The sequence below is a fragment of the Lacticaseibacillus pantheris DSM 15945 = JCM 12539 = NBRC 106106 genome (assembly GCF_001591865.1).
Lineage (GTDB): Bacteria > Bacillota > Bacilli > Lactobacillales > Lactobacillaceae > Lacticaseibacillus > Lacticaseibacillus pantheris.
Map to the genome: position 1 here is coordinate 1 of NZ_BCVS01000056.1, position 15,839 is coordinate 15,839.

Here is a 15,839-nt window from a genome sequence, read left to right on the forward strand (position 1 = left end):
AATCCGCAGCTCACCGATCCGGCCGACGCTGCCGCCCCCCGCCTGCGCTTCGTTCCGTTATTTGTTGCTCGTAAAACGTAGCCGTGGCGGGCGACTTTGGCTATACTTAAAGTAGTAGAAACATTCCCAAGGGGGTACTCCATGCCAAACGAAAAGTTACCGCGCGAAAAGGTCTTCCGCGACCCGGTACATAATTACATCCACGTCCAGGATCGTGTCATCCTGGACCTCATCAATTCACCCGAAATGCAGCGCCTGCGCCGCATTCACCAGCTCGGTGTCAGCAGCATCGTGTTCCAGGGGGCCGAGCACACCCGCTTCACCCACTCCCTCGGTGTCTATGAGATTGCCCGAGAAATCTGCGACAACTTTGCCGCCAACTATCCCAGCCAACGTCCCGACGATGGCCTATGGGACAACTCAGAACGCCTGCTCACCCTGTGTGCCGCGTTACTGCACGATATTGGACACGGCGCGTACTCCCACACCTTTGAACACATTTTTAATACCAATCACGAGGATATTACCCGGGAAATTATTACCAGCCCCACCACCCGCGTCAATGCCATTCTCCGACGCGTCAGCCCTGATTTTCCTGCACAAGTGGCTAGCGTCATTGACCATCACTACCCTAACCCGCAAGTTGTTCAGATGATCAGCAGCCAAATTGATGCCGACCGGATGGACTACCTCCTGCGCGATGCGTACAATACTGGCACCAACTACGGCCTCTTTGACCTGACCCGCATTTTGCGCGTCATGCGCCCTTACGCTGGCGGCATCGCCTTTGAACCCAACGGTATGCACGCCGTCGAGGATTACATCGTGAGCCGGTTCCAAATGTACCAGCAGGTCTACTTCCACCCCGTATCCCGCGGCATGGAAGTTGTTCTGACTGGCGTCCTGAAGCGGGCCAAAGAGCTGTATGAAGCCGGCAGCGTCAAAAAGGAGTTCCGGCCACGACTGCTGATTCCCTTCTTTGACCAGGACTTCACGCTGGACGACTACCTGCAACTAGACGACGGGGTGCTCACCACGTACTTCCACTACTGGCAAAGGTATCCCGACCCTATCCTCAGCGACCTCGCCGACCGCTTTCTGAACCGGCGACCACTCAAGTCCCTACCATTTTCGACTGGCACTGAGGGGCTCCTACCCGCGATGAGCAAAGCGGTGGCGGATGCTGGCTTTGATCCCGAATACTACACGGCCATCAACAACAGCTTTGACCTGCCTTATGACCAGTATGACCCGACGAGCGCCAGCCCCAAGACACAAATCGAGATTATGCAACTGGATGGTTCTCTGGAGGAGCTATCCACACTGAGTCCGTTAGTGGCCGCAATCACCGGCAAAGTCAGCGGCGACCAACGCTACTTTTTCCCGAAGGTCATGTTGACCCCCAAAGACGATGAGCACTGGCAACCCGCGTACGGAGAGTTTCAACGGTACCTTGCTCACGGCCAAATTATCGACCCGCGCATTAACGGAATGCTATAACAACCGGAGGTAGCTGAATTGACCATTAAGCTGATTGCAACCGATATGGATGGCACCCTGCTTGGTACCGACAATAACGTTAGTCGGGGCAACCGTGAAGCCATTCTGGCGGCCAAAGCGGCCGGCATACACGTAGTTCTGTGTACCGGGCGGCCACTGCCGGGCATTGCTACGTACCTCAATCCCCTCGGTATGACCACTGATACTGACTACGCCATTGCTTATAATGGTGCGCTCGTGCAGACCTGTGCTAGCGGCACCGTCCTACTGCAGCACGAGCTGGCCCTCAGTGATTACGCGCGCTTCTACGACATCAGCCAACGACTGCGCGTCGACGTCCACGCCGAGGATGATGATATGCTGTACGCGGGGCAGTCGCCGACCTCCGAGCGGACCCGTACGGAGGCGCGCCTCACCTTCATCAAGTTGGCCGTGCGCACCCCTGACGACTTTGCGCGGGACAAGCGGTTTGCAAAGGTGATGTTTATCGACGCACCTAATAAAATTGACCAACTACAAGCATATCTGGGCGAGACCATCCGCTCCGAATACACCATTGTGCAGAGCGAACCGTACTTTTTGGAGATTCTCAACCAAAAGGCCAGCAAGGGGAACGCCCTTGCTGGCCTAGCTGCAACTTTGCACATCCAGCCCGATGAAGTGATGGTACTTGGTGACCAGGCCAATGATCTATCTATGTTTGATTACGCGGGTACCGGTATCGCCATGGGCAACGCCATCCCCACCGTGAAGGCCCGCGCCACCGCCGTTACTGGCACTAACGATGAAGACGGTGTGGCGCAGGCAATTGAACGTTACGCACTCCGCTAGTCCTCATGAATGTCAGCACGCTGCTCTAGCCAGCGCGTGACGGCCCACCGGTGCGTCGGCCGTTTTAGCTGTCCAACCGCAACGCTAATCGGCATCAGCATTAACGTGTTAAAGTTTTCCAACGGCTGCGCGACCTGCTTGATCCCATGACACGCGTAGAAGGTGGCCGGGTGATAATAGGCCGTTTTGCGGTGATGGGAATAAAAATACTCCGCAGCCGCACCTAGTTTGGCGTCAATGGTGACTTCAACGCCGAACTCCTCCAGTAATTCACGGCGCAACGTCTCCTCATCGGATTCGCCCGACTCGATGCCACCACCGGGCAGGAAAACAGCCGCGTTCGGCGCTGCCAACATTAGCAAACGTTGCCCAGACGCATCAGGAATCACGGCGTACACTCCACGCCGTTCAACATAGTGTAACTGCGGATCCTTAATCCCAAAGACGGGGTTAGTCATCTTTATCACCACTTTCTAATTTGCTCTCATTATAATCTATTATCTTCCCGACTGAAAGGCGGATTTTTTTATGAACTGGAACTGGTTTATTTTTGGTACGGTACTATTTACGGCCGGTTGTTGCGGCTTGGCGGCGTATAGCTACCTCAGCGAACCCCGGCGCCTCCGTAACGGGTTAGTAATTAACATCGCGTTGCTCAGCCTGGTAGGCTTCGCCGCCACAATGGTCATGGCGATTAATAGCCGTTTCTTGCTAGTCATCGCCATTATTGTTTTAGTGATGGTGGTGGTATTGCTCCTCATGCTGATGGCCTTTCACCTGGTTCTGCTCTTGTGGAACGCCCTACTAGTGTGGCGACGCGAAGGGCACAACCTCGGCAACATGCTCACCCTGTTAATTGCAATCGGCCTGATTGTACTAAGCATTCTCGATACGGTCGAACGCCAATTTTTCCCGTCCTGGCTATTTTATTCAATTACCGTGTTCGTTAATTTTTGCTGGTTTTACGTATTCATCACCGGCCTCAACTTTCTCACTGCACTCGTTGCGTACAACCGCTGGCGGACCCATAAGCCACTACAATACCTAATTGTACTCGGCGCCGGATTAATCGACGGCAAGCGCGTTTCCGGGCTTCTCGGCGCCCGTATCGACGTGGCCATCAAACGCTACCAGAAACAAGTTGCGGCTGGTCAGCCTGCCCCCACCATCATCTTTTCGGGTGGGCAAGGCCGTGATGAATTAGTCAGCGAGGCCAGCGCCATGCGTGACTACGCCGTAGCGCACGGAATTCCGGAGAGCGATACCCTACTGGAGGACCAAAGCAAAACCACTTTGGAAAACATGCGCTTCTCCCGCAAAGTAATTGACTCCCGGCAACAAGGTCGCCCCTACCAAGCAATGTTCTGCACCAACAATTACCACCTGCTACGTGCCGGCGTCTTTGCACGCATGGCCGGCATCGACGCTAACGGTATTGGTGCAAAGACGCGGCTGTACTTCCTGCCTAACGCCACGATCCGCGAATACATTGCGTTCATGGTGATGAACAAGCGGCGGCACATCATTGTCATGGGTCTCGCCCTCGCGTACACCATTATCACCCTGATTTTGGGCGCCATGCACATCCTGAAGTTCTAGGCATGCTAAACTAGAAGTAGGGTTGAACAACAAGAAACTATACGAGGAGGCAAAGTTATGCTGAAAGAATTTCGCGATTTTATCAGCCGGGGTAACATGATTGACCTGGCAGTTGGTGTCATTATTGGTGGTGCTTTTACCAGCTTGGTTAAGTCACTCACCACCAACCTGATTAGTCCATTATTATCACTGTTCATGGGCAAGTCTAACTTGGATAGTATTTACTTCACGCTATTGAGCGCCAAGTTTACCGTGGGTACGTTCATTAGCGACGTCATCAACTTCATCATTATGGCCTTCGTCGTATTTATACTGGTCAAAATTATTAACCGTGTGACTCATCGGGCTGAACCCGCTCCGGCCGCCCCATCCCCGGAGGAAACATACCTGAAGGAGATCCGCGACCTGTTGCAGGCGCAGAAGCAAAGCAACCAATAGCACTACCACCGGGCGTAATCAAAAAGCCGCATTCCAATCTGGAGTGCGACTTTTTTGATTATAATAGCTTTACTCAGCATCCCGGCGGAACCGGTTCTGGAATAAAGGTGATACCGGACGGTTCTCGTGAATGTGCTTAATGGCGCGGCCGATTAGCGGGCCCACCGACACGGTCACCAGCTTGTCAAACTTCTTGTCTTCCGGCTGCTGGATTGAGTCCGTCACAACCACCTGTTCGATGGGTGAGTTCTTCAACCGTTCAACGGCTGGACCTGAGAACACGGCGTGCGTGGCCGAAACCAGCACGGACTTGGCACCAGCTTCTTTCAAAGCCGCGGAGGCCAACGTAATGGTCCCGGCGGTGTCAATCATGTCATCAATAATGATACAGTGCTTGTCCTTGACGTTACCCACGATGTTCATCACCTCGGCAACGTTCGGACGTGGCCGCCGCTTATCGATGATAGCAATTGGTGACTTGAGGAACTCGGCCAACTTACGGGCACGCGTCACCCCACCATGGTCAGGCGAGACAACCACGGTATCCTCACCAACAAAGTGGTTGCTGAGGAAGTAATCCGCCAGCAACGGTGCACCCATCAGGTGGTCCACGGGAATATCAAAGAATCCCTGAATCTGGGCCGCGTGTAGGTCTAGTAACAGCGCCCGGTCGGCACCAGCACGCTCTAGCATGTTGGCCACCAACTTGGCGGTAATTGGTTCACGACTACGCGCCTTACGGTCCTGGCGTGCATATCCGTAGTACGGCATCACCACGTTAATCGTGTGTGCCGATGCCCGGCGCAGAGCGTCAATCATGATGAGTAGCTCCATCAGGTTGTCGTTCACTGGTGCCGAGGTGGATTGAATCAAGTAGATGTCATCCCCACGGATACTTTCCTCGATGTTAATCTGAATTTCACCATCAGAAAAACGGTTCACAGACGACTTTCCCAGCTCAACACCCACTTCAGCGGCAATTTTTTCCGCCAGTGGCTTGTTTGAGTTCAGGGCAAAAATCTTAAGTTTCGGGTCAGCGTAATGCGCAGACATGGTGGCCTCCATATGTGTATTTGTTCGGATTCTACTTACCTATTAAGTCTAGACGATTAATCATAAAAAGCAAGTCGCTACGGCTTGCTCTCATGAAATTATTTCTGAAAGTTCCTTGGAACGACACCACCAGGTGGTGATGCGTGATTGTGGGAACTAATGGGTGTGGGGGGGAGGGCGGGCGGACGCTGCACTGCGTGAGCCAGAAGACGCCGCATAAGCAACGCTAACCAAAAGGCCAAAACCGGGCCTGCGCTGCACTGCCCGGTAATGCTACTACGCTCCCGCGTTAGTATCAGGTATGGAAACGGGTTGCGCAAGGCAGAAAGCGACGTATAAGCAGTTACGAACAGGAAGCCAAGTGCGGGCTTCCCGTCCGTAACTACTTATACTCTGCTTTCTAACCGCCTTGCTCCACCCTCTGAAACGGCCTGCTGCGCTCTCTCTACTTCCATTCCTCCGACTCCGCCAGCGGCAACCGGTCCCAATAGTCCTTCTTTGTCGTCTGCCGTGCGCGCGCAATCGCCATCCCGTGGAATGGCACGTCGTCCGTAATCGTTGATCCCGCCGCAATGAAACTGTGGTCCGCTACCTCTACCGGTGCCACAATGTTGGAATTGCTCCCAATAAACGCCTCATCGCCCACGTTCGTGTGCCACTTCTTCACGCCATCATAATTCACGAAGACCACACCACAACCAACGTTGATGTTCTTACCCAAAGTAGCATCCCCAACGTAAGTCAAGTGCCCTACCTTAGTGCCCGCACCAATCGTCGCCTTCTTCACTTCACAGAAGTTACCAATGTGGGCGCCCTCACCAATATCGCTTTGCGGCCGTAGGTGGCTGTTTGGACCAATGTCACTGCCCGTACGCATGATGCTGTCCTCAATCGTCGAGCTCGTGATGGTAACCCCATCCTCAATCGTGCTGTCCGTAATCGTCGAACCGGTCCCCACGTGGCAATCGGAACCGATGACCGTCTTGCCCTTTAGGTACACGCCCGGCTCAATCACCGTGTCGCTGCCAATTTTGACGTCCGCGTCAATGTACGTCCGCTCCGGGTCAATCAACGTCACGCCATCGCGCATGTGCTGCTCATTGATACGGTTGCGCATCACGCGCGCCGCCGCCGATAGGGCCACGCGGTCATTCACACCCATACTTTCATCGAAGTTAGGCATCTTGTAGGCTGCCACCACGTCCCCGCGGTTCTTCAAAATCTCAATCACGTCAGTCAGGTAGTACTCCCCCTGAGCGTTGTCGTTGGTAACTTCGTGCAAAGCCGAGAACAAAGCCTCGTTATCAAAGCAGAAGACGCCAGTATTGATTTCGTTAATCTGCGCCTCTTCTGGACTGGCATCTTTTTGTTCCACAATCTTCTGAACCGTGCCCAATTCCCCACGGATAATGCGGCCATAGCCAGTCGGATCGGGTGCCGCCGCCGTTAGAATCGTCGCCTTAGCCCCTTTGTCAGCGTGGTACGCAAACAGTTTGTTGAACGTGTCCGCGGTCAGTAAAGGTGTATCGCCACTCACAATCATCGTCACACCCCGGCGACCACCGAGAATGCCCTCAGCCTGCATCACCGCGTGACCAGTCCCCAACTGTTCCTTCTGTTCCGCAAACTGCGTACGGTCACCCAACTCCGCCTTCACAGCATCAGCGTCATGACCAACCACCGTCACTACTGCTTCGGGGTGCAATTGCTCCACCTGCGTGAGGACGTGGTCTACCATCGACTTACCAGCGATTTGGTGCAAAACCTTGTGTAACTTGCTCTTCATCCGCGTGCCCTTACCCGCGGCCAAAATGATTGTGAATTTTGATGTCATTGAACTCGCTCCCGTTTATTAATGTTCTTGTGCACCTGTAATAATAGCATATACATACGAATTTTGTCGGGATTGGTATAGGCCCACGCCGACCCGGGAACTAAATTCAAAAAAATAGGGTCCACCCATAGGCGAACCCTAACGTCATGACTATTTGGCTGTTTGCTTATCATCCGGATTGTCCAACTTGTCAACGGTTTGACCGGTCGGTTCCGTGTTAGACGGTTTAGGTGTCCCCTCCACCTTTGCATCAGGGCGAATCGCCACCTGCTCCGTGCCCGACCACGCCTCGTAGAATAGGCGCTCTCGCCGCCGGACTATTTGCCAGAAGAAGTTCCAGACTACGAACAGCACGAAGGCGCTCAGCAGCCCGAGGGCCAGCAAGTTAAGTTGCGTGCGGGCCCCGATATGAACCAATACGTTGTTCAATTCGTCGAACCATACCCCAAACAACGGTAGCGTAACCACGTACAGGAGTCCTTGCCGCAACGCCAACCGCCACCAAGTCAGTGGTTGGCCGTCCACCGCGACGATGCGTATCCGCAGCAGCTTCTTGCCCCACGTCTGTCCGTGTAACCCAAGTGGCACCAGGTACAGCACACACACCATTGGCAATAGGCTCGTGATGAACCAGTTATCGGCCAGTGACTTGAAAACAGTCAGTTGCAAAACGATGCTAATCAACACACCGAACAGCCCGGCAATGATCACGTAATCAATCACCCAAGCAACCAGCCGGCGTAACGGGCCCACTCGGTCGGCACGCGCGTAACTGCGCTCGTCCATCTTTGCCCGACTCGGGAACGCCACCGCAATCAGCGGCGTGAGCCAGAACCCGATGAGGCCCCCCGTCGTGTTAATCAACAGGTCGTCAACATCAAACAGCCGGTACGGCCGCGGATAGATAAAGTACAGGCCCGACAGCTGCGTGAGTTCGTAGAATAAGCTCAATCCAAACGTCAACAGGACCGCCTGCCACCATGGACGCCGGAAGTAATACCGCATGTAGAACCCAAATGGTACGGTCAGCATCAGGTTAAACGCTGGCTGCAGGAATGACGGCTGCTTGAGCGTTTGGATCCACGTGTGATAATTACCTAACTCAAAGCCCGAATACTTCACAAATTCACGCACAAAGGTGAACGGGACAATGTTATACCGTGGCGTTTGTAGCGCCGCCACCGCATGAATGGACGGCAGTGGCAAAATGATCAGGAAATAGGCACACAGCATGTAGAACACGAACGAGAACAGCACGATTGTGCGGCTCCACAAAACGCTGCCGTACCGCCGATACTGCAAAACTGCGAATGGCAAGCTCAGCAACGCCGCTAGAAAGGGAAAGATGAAGACGGCCGTTTTAATCGGCCCTAAATATGACGCCATTACTCACCCAACTCCTTGAGCAGGTCGTCGTTACGTTGCAGATAATTACCGGCGGCCGCATGAATATTTTTATCTTTGGCGTCAGCGGTATCCACCTTCAGTAGCGACGTGTAATCATCAACCATGTGGTCGCCATTAAACGTGCCTTCTGCAAAGACGGATACGCCCACTGTTTCCGCATCAAACTCCTCAATCAGGCTCTTCATACCGTTGACGGTACCGCCGCCCTTCATGAAGTCATCCACAATTAGGACACCCTCGCCAGCGCGTAAGGAGCGCTTGCTCAATTCCATCTTCTGCACGCGGTCGGACGAGCCCGAAACGTAGTTCACCGAAACCGTCGACCCCTCTGTAACTTTGGAGTCCCGCCGTACGATGACAAACGGTACGTTTAAGTATTGGCTCACGCTTTGGGCAATTGGAATCCCCTTAGTGGCCACCGTCATGACCGCATCAACCCGCGAGTCGAGGTATTGTGTTGCAATCAACCGGCCAATCTGGCGCAGTACGTCTGGCGTACCCAGCAAATCGCTCAGGTACACGTAGCCCCCCGGTAACAGTCGCTGACTATCAGCCAGCCGACCTGCCATCTCGTCGATAAATTCGTTGGCCTCGTCCAGCCCAATCATGGGCACGTAACGGACGCCACCAGCGGCTCCGGGTACAGTCTCGAGAATACCGGTCTGACGCTGCTTAAACGTTCGCCGAATAATGGCCAGGTCCTCACTAATAGATGACTTAGCCGACTCGTAACGCCGCGAAAAGAAGGTCAACGGCACCAGGGTGTGGGGCCGCTCCAACAGGTAGCGGGTCATATCAATCAGTCGATCACTACGACGGGTTTTCATGCTTGTTCACTCCTTAGATTCTAAATGTTTTACGTATTTTATCATTCGATTATAACTGAATATCCGTCTTTAAACCAGTGAGTTAGCGTATTTAATCGTAATTGTTCGCATTTGTTTACCAAAAACGGTACTTTTCGTCCCCCACAGCAGATTGCCGGACAGCAACGCGGCGTTAGTGGCCGGAATGCCGACCCCTAACGCCGCGTTTGCCTGGTGTTGATTACCACCATCACTTTGGATTAACTAGTAAGCATTGTCACCATCATTATTACCATACTCTACCTGAATGGTGATGTGGGTAATACCGCACTGCTCGCGGATACTGGCCGCAAGCTCGTCCAGAAAAGCATCGTTATGTTCGTGGGTATTCCGGCGGACGTGCACGGTCAACGCGGTATCCGACGTGCTGATTGCCCATATGTGCAAGTCATGGTAACTAACAACACTCGGACAGCGCGCAATCACCTCTTCAACGCGTTCGGCGTTAACACTGCGTGGTACGGCGGCCAACGCCATATTCGTAGCGTCCCGGAGCAGGCCCCAAGTGAGGCCCAAAACCGCCCCCGCAACGATCAGTGACGCGACGGGGTCCACCCAGCGCCAGCCGGTGACCATCATGACGATTCCGGCGACCACGACGGCCACCGACACCCCGGCATCGGCTGCCATGTGCAGGAAGGCCCCCCGCACGTTCAGGTCTTTGTGACCGCGGCCAAACATTAGCGCGGTGGCCCCGTTAACCACCACGCCGGCTCCGGCAATCAATACGACTGACCAGCCCGCAACGGGAGCCGGGTGCTGCAACTTGCTCACGGCTTCGACCACAATCAGTACCATGGCGACAACGAGCATGACCGCGTTGATTAAGGCCGCCATAATCGTTGTGCCTTTGAGGCCATAAGTCCGGCGCAAAGTCGGGTGGCGTCGAGTCAGCAGTTCGGCCACCCACGCTAGCAACAGCCCGACAACATCACTCAGGTTATGCAACGCATCAGCGACCAGCGCGACCGACCCAACCATCGCCCCTAATACTAATTCAATGATGGTGTAGCCTGTATTCAATACCGTCCCTAAAGCAAAATGTTTTGCGGTAGTCTCTGGACGTGAAGATTCTTTGGACATCTTCTCCTCAACCCCTTTGGCAAGGCGCCCTCGGAGGGTGTATATCTCAATGATACGCTGGTGACTGCCCACCCCTGCATCATTCAAATTAACGCGTCCCCAGAAGGCGGCTTACATTCTTCAGTAACATCAATATTCTTGCTGGCCCACAATTGCCAGCGACTGTGGGCGTGCTAACCCATGTTTAATGGCCGCACTAAATACACCTCCTTGCAGAAGCCACGCATACTGTTGTAGACGCGTTCAGCCCGCGAGCGGGTCGGACATAAGCCGAAGACGGTCGGCCCGGTACCGCTCATCTGGGCGACGCTGGCACCATACTTAATTAGTCGTTGTTGCAACTCCTCAATGACGGGGAAACGCGCGGCCGTCACCGCTTCAAGGGCGTTCCCCATACCTGAAATCATCAGGTCAAAGTTGCACTGCTCAATGCCAGACAGAACGCGATTCGTATCGGGACGGGGCAGCGTGTCTTGATAATCGACCATGCTCAGAATTCTAGCGGTGGTAACGGAGATGGCGGGCTTCACCAGTACCACCCAAAAATTCGGTAGCGTGCCCAGTGGCTGGACGCGTTCGCCCCGACCGGTCACTAAGGCAGTTTGGGAATAGACGCAGTACGGCACATCGGAGTCGACGCGTAGGCCGATGGCAGCGAGGCGTTCACGGCTATAGTTGAGCCCCCAGAGTTCGTTGAGGCCGCGCAAAACCGCTGCGGCGTCCGCGGAGCCACCGCCGAGGCCCGCCGCGACGGGAATATGTTTTTCAATGTAGATTGATGCGCCGGCATTAATGCCAGCCTCTTGGCGTAGAATCCGCGCGGCCTGGAAGGCCAGGTTGCGGGCGTCCTCAGGAACAAAGCCGCTGTCGGTACGCACGGAAATTTTACGGGCGCTAGGGCGGATGGACACGTAGTCCGCGAGGTCGACGCTGGTCATGACCATACGCCACTCATGTTCGCCATCGCCGTGTCGGTAAAGCGCGTCGAGACTGAGATTGATTTTGGCCGGTGCTTTTTGGGTGATCTCCATAGCCCTCACCAGTCTTTACATGTTCGTTGTTGTACTTGTTAGCATTAGTATACGCAAGTTGCGGGGAAAATGCGAGAGAGGGTGGAGCCCCACGGGCAGAAACTGGAGCGTAACCCGTTTAAGTAGGTGGGTACGAACCCGCGGGTGGACTTTGGGACTGCGGCTGCGGCTCACGTGCCCTGCGCTGTGATTGCTACGGTACTGGTTGACGGCCGCGTTGGGCAGACCGGTCCGCCCACCGGTCGCCCAACGCGTCCTCCCGCTACAGTGCCAACCACGTCTACGGGTACGACACCTCCGTCCCAAAGTCCACTCGCGGGTTCCCGATAGTTCGTGGTCTCTAGTTATTTGACCCGTGCATTGCAGTTGAATTACTGACTGCTACATGTTTCACCATTCTCTCAAACAAGCAGTATAGCGTCGTCTAGATGCGTTCTGCCATCGTAGCTTTGGATTATGATGCGCCCTTGAATTTAACGGTGACAGTCTACCGTTGGTCGTACTGGCGTGGTGGCGGAGGTTGAGCGCCAGTACGACCAGCCACTAGCAGCCGCAACCGTTTACAGCGCCGATACGCCACCGTCCACGAAAATCGTTTGCCCCGTCACAAACCGGTTACGCATCAAGAATAAGTATGCGTCGGCCACCTCCTCCGGCAAAGCAACCCGCCCTAGCGGAATCTGCCGGGCCTGCGCTGCGATCTGGACGTCAAGCTCTGCCTGCGACAGCCCGCGCCACAAACCCGTGGGTGTCCAATACGGAGCCACGGCGTTTACCCGTTTGTGCGGCGACACCTCAATTGCAAGGCCCTGCACCAATGTCATCAAGGCCTGGTTGCCCACAACCGCACCGGAAGCATTATATGGCCGGCCACCAGCTCCTGCAGTCAACGTTAGGCTCCCACCATTCCCTAGGTGGGGCAAGACGGCACGGGCAACGCGCATCCCCACCGTGAACTTTCCGCTAATCGCGTCAACCTCTTCCTGTTCAGTATGATCCAAAAAGCCTCCGCCCATAGCACCGCCGAGTGTAGAAACAACGTGGTCAAAATCACGCGCCGTCGCCAGCCAATCAGACAATTGTGCCGTGTCCGTCGCGTCGAGTAGCGCGCCGTGAGCACCAGCTAAAAGGGACAAAGTTTCGTCTAGGTGGCTGCGCGTATGGCCAATAATGGTCACGTCTGCACCATCTTCAAGCGCTTGGCCGGCCACCGCGCGGCCAAAACCCGACGTGCCACCAATCACTAACACCCGTCGCTCGGTCAAAGTATTATTCAATGTCATTTCCTTCCTAAGCAATTCCACAGTCAGTACCACTATTTATCTTACCCTAAATATCATGGTGTGCACGAAGGGCCGGTACCAACATGACGTTGATACCGGCCCTTTGCCGTGACGTAAAATCATTGAGTTTGCTGACTCGGTTGCAGTTACGGCTTATGCCGTCGCAACGTCGTCAAACGAAATTTCGATTGACTTCGTCAACAGGTCCGCGTAGCTGTACGAAACCCGTTCAAAGTCATTTTCTTCCTGATTGAGTTCCACCACGAAAATGGCTGGGAAAGTTTCGCGCAAAATGCCGTTGCGCCGGGTGACTTTCTTCCGCCCTGCCTGGGCAACCACGGTGATCTGTTCACCGATTTTAGAGTCAAGTTTGTTCTTGATACTAGCAAGTGTTATTGGCATGTGCTCACCCCTTCGGTTATGAATGATAGCACAAATAAGCCCCAATTGCAAGTGTGGCAAGGGCCCGGGAGTCCCCGGTATGACTGCATTCTGTCGTTTTATTACAAAATTGGTCTGTATTTTTTCTGATTATGCGACGTGCTGTTTCTGTAAACTGTTGAACAGCCGTGCAAAGTCGGTAATCGACAGCCGCTCCGCCCGCAAACCGGGTGCAATGTCGCTGTCTGCCAGCGCCGCCGTCATCGCCGCCTTGGTATCCGCGTCTTTGCCGTACAGCTGCTGGAGATTGTTCCACAGCGTTTTGCGCCGCGAGGCAAAGCTGCCGCGCACCAACCGGTTGAACCCGGCCTGGTCGTCCACATCGGCAAGTGGTTCGGCCCGCCTTTGCAGAACGATGATGGCTGAATCCACGTTTGGCGCGGGCACAAAGGAACGGCGGTTCACCGTGAACGCCACCTGTACGGTCATCTGGTTCTGAATTGCAATCGACAAGCTACTGTAATCCTTGCTCCCCGGCTGCGCAGTCAACCGGTCGGCCACCTCGCCCTGCATCATCACGGTGATCGACTCAAAATCGATGTCGATCTGCATCAGGTGCATTAATATCGGCGTCGTGATGTAGTACGGCAAGTTAGCCACCACTTTGACACTGTGCTGACCATCAAAATGTTGTTCAATCAGTGCCCGCAGGTTGGCGGTCAAAACATCCTGATTCTCGACGGTGACGTTCGGATAAGGGGCCATGGTTTCGTCTAACACTGGCAGTAGCGCCTCGTCAATTTCCAGCGCCAACACCTGGTGTGCCGCTTCGGCGAGGTACTGCGTCAGGGAGCCAATCCCGGGCCCAATTTCGATCACGTCGCTGTGTTCGTCGACTCCGGCCGCAGCAACAATGCCGCTCAGTACGTCTAGGTTAGTCAGAAAATTCTGGCCTAAATGTTTCTTGGTGTGAAAACCAAAGCGCTCCATAATCGCGTGGGTGCGGGCTGGCGTGGCGATGCGGGGAATATCAGTCATTGTTGATCCTTTCGTTAACGCGACGTAGCGCCGCAGCAAATTCTTCAGTTGAGATGGCAAAGGCGCGCAGGCGACGCACCAGTTGTTTACCGTTAGCGTAACCGATGTTCAGCTCATCACCCAGCAACTCGCGGCGGCGTTTAGCATCCGGGCCATTCAAAAGTCCGGCTGTCCAAAGATCCTCGCGGGTGATAACTTCTGGGGCGGCCGGACTCATGGTAAACAGGTGCCCCAAAACCTCCTGCAGGTCATCTGCATGGGCGTGCTCCACACCCAATGAACCACCACTGCGCTCGGGTACGGCCTGATTACGCGGCAGGAATGCGTGTTGGGCATCCGGTACGGCCGCCATAATCTTTTTGCGGATTCGTTGTCCCTGAAAGTCGGGGTCGGTCAACACGATTACGCCACGCGTCTCCTGAGCGTGTTTAATCCGCGCCAGCGTGGCGTCGTTGATCGCACTCCCGTGGGTCTCAATGGTGTCAACATCCCCGAACGCCTCACGCAGGCGCTTGGTGTCGTCGCGACCCTCAACCACAATAATTTGTTTAATATGTTCTACCATCAATCATTCTCCAAACCAAAGACGCGGTGGGCGTTGCGTCGGGTAACGGCCGCAATATGCTCGGGTGTGGTCCCCCGCAACCGCGCAATGGCCTCCACCACGTACCGCGTATACCCGGGTTGGTTGGTCCGACCGCGGTAGGGCTCGGGCGTCAGGTACGGCGCATCCGTCTCGACCAACAACCGGTCATCGGGCACGATGCGTACCGCGTCGTGCTCAGGCGCAGCATTCTTGAAGCTAGCGATACCAGAAAAGGACACGTACATGCCCAGCTCTAAGAAGCGACGAGCCCAAGTCCCATCACCGGTAAAGCTATGCATGATGCCGCCGAATGTGCGCACGCGACTTTGGTTCAGGATACTATACGTGTCCATAAACGCATCGCGACTATGAATGGACACGGGCAGCTGGAGTTCGTCGGCGATGGCCAGCTGACGGGCAAAGACGCGGCGCTGGACGTCCCGGGGCGAGGTGTCCCAATGGTAGTCCAACCCGATTTCACCGATGGCCACGGTCTGTGGCAGTGCCAGTTGTGCTCGCAACGCGTGTTCCGCGTCGTCGGTGTAGTCCTTGGCGGATTCTGGATGCCACCCGACAATCGCGTACAGGCCAGGATAACGGGCAGCAAGTTGCACGGCTCCGGCGTTGAGGTCGGTGTCGGAGCCCACAATCGCCATCTCGGTCACGTCCAGCTCCTGGGCGGAGGCGACGAAATCGTCAACGTGCCCAGCGTACGCGGCGTCGTTAAGGTGTGTATGTGAATCAAAAATCTGCATGGTCACTCCGTTCCTTTCCGCAACATCTACAATTTTCATTGTACAGCATTTGCCCCACTAACGGATACCGTGTTCCTACGGTAGGATAGTGGTTGCGGCAGCGTTGGTCGGGCCGGTGAACTACGGCTTACGTGGGGTGCTCCATGGTAACCAC

General features: G+C 54.9%; 16 protein-coding genes. 4 read left to right on the top strand and 12 right to left on the bottom strand.

Annotation, left to right across the window (positions count from 1 at the left end; translation table 11 throughout):
- The first annotated feature begins 141 nt into the window (after nucleotides 1–141).
- Together LPA02S_RS07100 and yidA are read left to right on the top strand one after the other, a co-directional pair.
- Nucleotides 142–1,500 carry an HD domain-containing protein gene (locus LPA02S_RS07100; RefSeq protein WP_054650194.1) on the top strand — a complete coding sequence of 453 codons (1,359 nt, stop codon included), beginning with the start codon at nucleotides 142–144 and terminating at the stop codon, nucleotides 1,498–1,500.
- An 18-nt stretch (nucleotides 1,501–1,518) separates the two neighbouring features.
- The gene (gene yidA, locus LPA02S_RS07105) at nucleotides 1,519–2,331 is read left to right on the top strand and encodes a sugar-phosphatase (RefSeq protein WP_054650191.1); all 813 of its coding nucleotides are present in this window, start codon (nucleotides 1,519–1,521) and stop codon (nucleotides 2,329–2,331) included.
- Here yidA and LPA02S_RS07110 read toward each other — a convergent pair.
- The gene (locus LPA02S_RS07110; protein ID WP_054650189.1) at nucleotides 2,328–2,789 is read right to left on the bottom strand and encodes an NUDIX hydrolase; all 462 of its coding nucleotides are present in this window, start codon (nucleotides 2,787–2,789) and stop codon (nucleotides 2,328–2,330) included. The genes yidA and LPA02S_RS07110 overlap by 4 nt on opposite strands.
- Before the next feature lie 70 nt (nucleotides 2,790–2,859).
- Between LPA02S_RS07110 and LPA02S_RS07115 the strand changes: the two genes are divergently transcribed.
- Together LPA02S_RS07115 and mscL are read left to right on the top strand one after the other, a co-directional pair.
- Entirely contained in the window at nucleotides 2,860–3,930 is a 1,071-nt protein-coding gene (locus LPA02S_RS07115) for a YdcF family protein (RefSeq protein WP_056956814.1), read from the top strand.
- A gap of 57 nt (nucleotides 3,931–3,987) precedes the next feature.
- Nucleotides 3,988–4,368: a large conductance mechanosensitive channel protein MscL gene (mscL, locus tag LPA02S_RS07120; RefSeq protein WP_054650187.1), complete on the top strand. Its 381-nt coding sequence runs from the start codon at nucleotides 3,988–3,990 to the stop codon at nucleotides 4,366–4,368.
- A 69-nt stretch (nucleotides 4,369–4,437) separates the two neighbouring features.
- Here the strand turns inward: mscL and LPA02S_RS07125 are convergent, their stop codons facing one another.
- From LPA02S_RS07125 to LPA02S_RS07175, 11 genes are all read right to left on the bottom strand, one after another.
- Entirely contained in the window at nucleotides 4,438–5,421 is a 984-nt protein-coding gene (locus LPA02S_RS07125) for a ribose-phosphate diphosphokinase (RefSeq protein ID WP_056956815.1), read from the bottom strand.
- Nucleotides 5,422–5,866: 445 nt separating this feature from the next.
- Nucleotides 5,867–7,255 (bottom strand): bifunctional UDP-N-acetylglucosamine diphosphorylase/glucosamine-1-phosphate N-acetyltransferase GlmU, encoded by a 1,389-nt coding sequence (gene glmU / locus LPA02S_RS07130; RefSeq protein ID WP_054650185.1) that lies wholly within the window; start codon nucleotides 7,253–7,255, stop codon nucleotides 5,867–5,869.
- A 150-nt stretch (nucleotides 7,256–7,405) separates the two neighbouring features.
- On the bottom strand, nucleotides 7,406–8,641 hold the full coding sequence (locus LPA02S_RS07135) for a VanZ family protein (RefSeq protein WP_082607910.1): 1,236 nt from the start codon (nucleotides 8,639–8,641) through the stop codon (nucleotides 7,406–7,408).
- Nucleotides 8,641–9,489 (bottom strand): pur operon repressor, encoded by an 849-nt coding sequence (gene purR, locus LPA02S_RS07140; RefSeq protein ID WP_054650183.1) that lies wholly within the window; start codon nucleotides 9,487–9,489, stop codon nucleotides 8,641–8,643. Before purR ends, LPA02S_RS07135 begins: the two co-directional genes overlap by 1 nt.
- Before the next feature lie 243 nt (nucleotides 9,490–9,732).
- Entirely contained in the window at nucleotides 9,733–10,611 is an 879-nt protein-coding gene (locus LPA02S_RS07145; RefSeq protein WP_056956816.1) for a cation diffusion facilitator family transporter, read from the bottom strand.
- Nucleotides 10,612–10,784: 173 nt separating this feature from the next.
- On the bottom strand, nucleotides 10,785–11,642 hold the full coding sequence (ispE, locus tag LPA02S_RS07150; protein ID WP_056956817.1) for a 4-(cytidine 5'-diphospho)-2-C-methyl-D-erythritol kinase: 858 nt from the start codon (nucleotides 11,640–11,642) through the stop codon (nucleotides 10,785–10,787).
- A 560-nt stretch (nucleotides 11,643–12,202) separates the two neighbouring features.
- Nucleotides 12,203–12,925, bottom strand: coding sequence for an SDR family oxidoreductase (locus LPA02S_RS07155; protein ID WP_054650181.1), 723 nt, complete (start codon nucleotides 12,923–12,925; stop codon nucleotides 12,203–12,205).
- A gap of 153 nt (nucleotides 12,926–13,078) precedes the next feature.
- Nucleotides 13,079–13,327: a Veg family protein gene (locus LPA02S_RS07160; protein ID WP_054650179.1), complete on the bottom strand. Its 249-nt coding sequence runs from the start codon at nucleotides 13,325–13,327 to the stop codon at nucleotides 13,079–13,081.
- A 129-nt stretch (nucleotides 13,328–13,456) separates the two neighbouring features.
- Nucleotides 13,457–14,344, bottom strand: coding sequence for a 16S rRNA (adenine(1518)-N(6)/adenine(1519)-N(6))-dimethyltransferase RsmA (gene rsmA / locus LPA02S_RS07165; protein ID WP_054650177.1), 888 nt, complete (start codon nucleotides 14,342–14,344; stop codon nucleotides 13,457–13,459).
- Complete coding sequence (gene rnmV, locus LPA02S_RS07170; RefSeq protein WP_054650174.1) at nucleotides 14,337–14,909, bottom strand: ribonuclease M5; 573 nt, start codon at nucleotides 14,907–14,909, stop codon at nucleotides 14,337–14,339. The genes rsmA and rnmV overlap by 8 nt, the downstream gene beginning before the upstream one ends.
- The gene (locus LPA02S_RS07175) at nucleotides 14,909–15,685 is read right to left on the bottom strand and encodes a TatD family hydrolase (protein ID WP_054650172.1); all 777 of its coding nucleotides are present in this window, start codon (nucleotides 15,683–15,685) and stop codon (nucleotides 14,909–14,911) included. The genes rnmV and LPA02S_RS07175 overlap by 1 nt, the downstream gene beginning before the upstream one ends.
- Nucleotides 15,686–15,839 lie beyond the last annotated feature (154 nt).

Excerpts from the sequence above, each read along its gene's own strand:
- LPA02S_RS07100 (WP_054650194.1), top strand. The coding sequence starts at position 142 with ATGCCAAACGAAAAGTTACCGCGCGAAAAGGTCTTCCGCGACCCGGTA.
- LPA02S_RS07110 (WP_054650189.1), bottom strand. The coding sequence starts at position 2,789 with ATGACTAACCCCGTCTTTGGGATTAAGGATCCGCAGTTACACTATGTT.
- LPA02S_RS07115 (WP_056956814.1), top strand. The coding sequence starts at position 2,860 with ATGAACTGGAACTGGTTTATTTTTGGTACGGTACTATTTACGGCCGGT.
- mscL (WP_054650187.1), top strand. The coding sequence starts at position 3,988 with ATGCTGAAAGAATTTCGCGATTTTATCAGCCGGGGTAACATGATTGAC.
- LPA02S_RS07125 (WP_056956815.1), bottom strand. The coding sequence starts at position 5,421 with ATGTCTGCGCATTACGCTGACCCGAAACTTAAGATTTTTGCCCTGAAC.
- glmU (WP_054650185.1), bottom strand. The coding sequence starts at position 7,255 with ATGACATCAAAATTCACAATCATTTTGGCCGCGGGTAAGGGCACGCGG.
- LPA02S_RS07135 (WP_082607910.1), bottom strand. The coding sequence starts at position 8,641 with ATGGCGTCATATTTAGGGCCGATTAAAACGGCCGTCTTCATCTTTCCC.
- purR (WP_054650183.1), bottom strand. The coding sequence starts at position 9,489 with ATGAAAACCCGTCGTAGTGATCGACTGATTGATATGACCCGCTACCTG.
- LPA02S_RS07145 (WP_056956816.1), bottom strand. The coding sequence starts at position 10,611 with ATGTCCAAAGAATCTTCACGTCCAGAGACTACCGCAAAACATTTTGCT.
- ispE (WP_056956817.1), bottom strand. The coding sequence starts at position 11,642 with ATGGAGATCACCCAAAAAGCACCGGCCAAAATCAATCTCAGTCTCGAC.
- LPA02S_RS07155 (WP_054650181.1), bottom strand. The coding sequence starts at position 12,925 with ATGACATTGAATAATACTTTGACCGAGCGACGGGTGTTAGTGATTGGT.
- LPA02S_RS07160 (WP_054650179.1), bottom strand. The coding sequence starts at position 13,327 with ATGCCAATAACACTTGCTAGTATCAAGAACAAACTTGACTCTAAAATC.
- rsmA (WP_054650177.1), bottom strand. The coding sequence starts at position 14,344 with ATGACTGATATTCCCCGCATCGCCACGCCAGCCCGCACCCACGCGATT.
- rnmV (WP_054650174.1), bottom strand. The coding sequence starts at position 14,909 with ATGGTAGAACATATTAAACAAATTATTGTGGTTGAGGGTCGCGACGAC.
- LPA02S_RS07175 (WP_054650172.1), bottom strand. The coding sequence starts at position 15,685 with ATGCAGATTTTTGATTCACATACACACCTTAACGACGCCGCGTACGCT.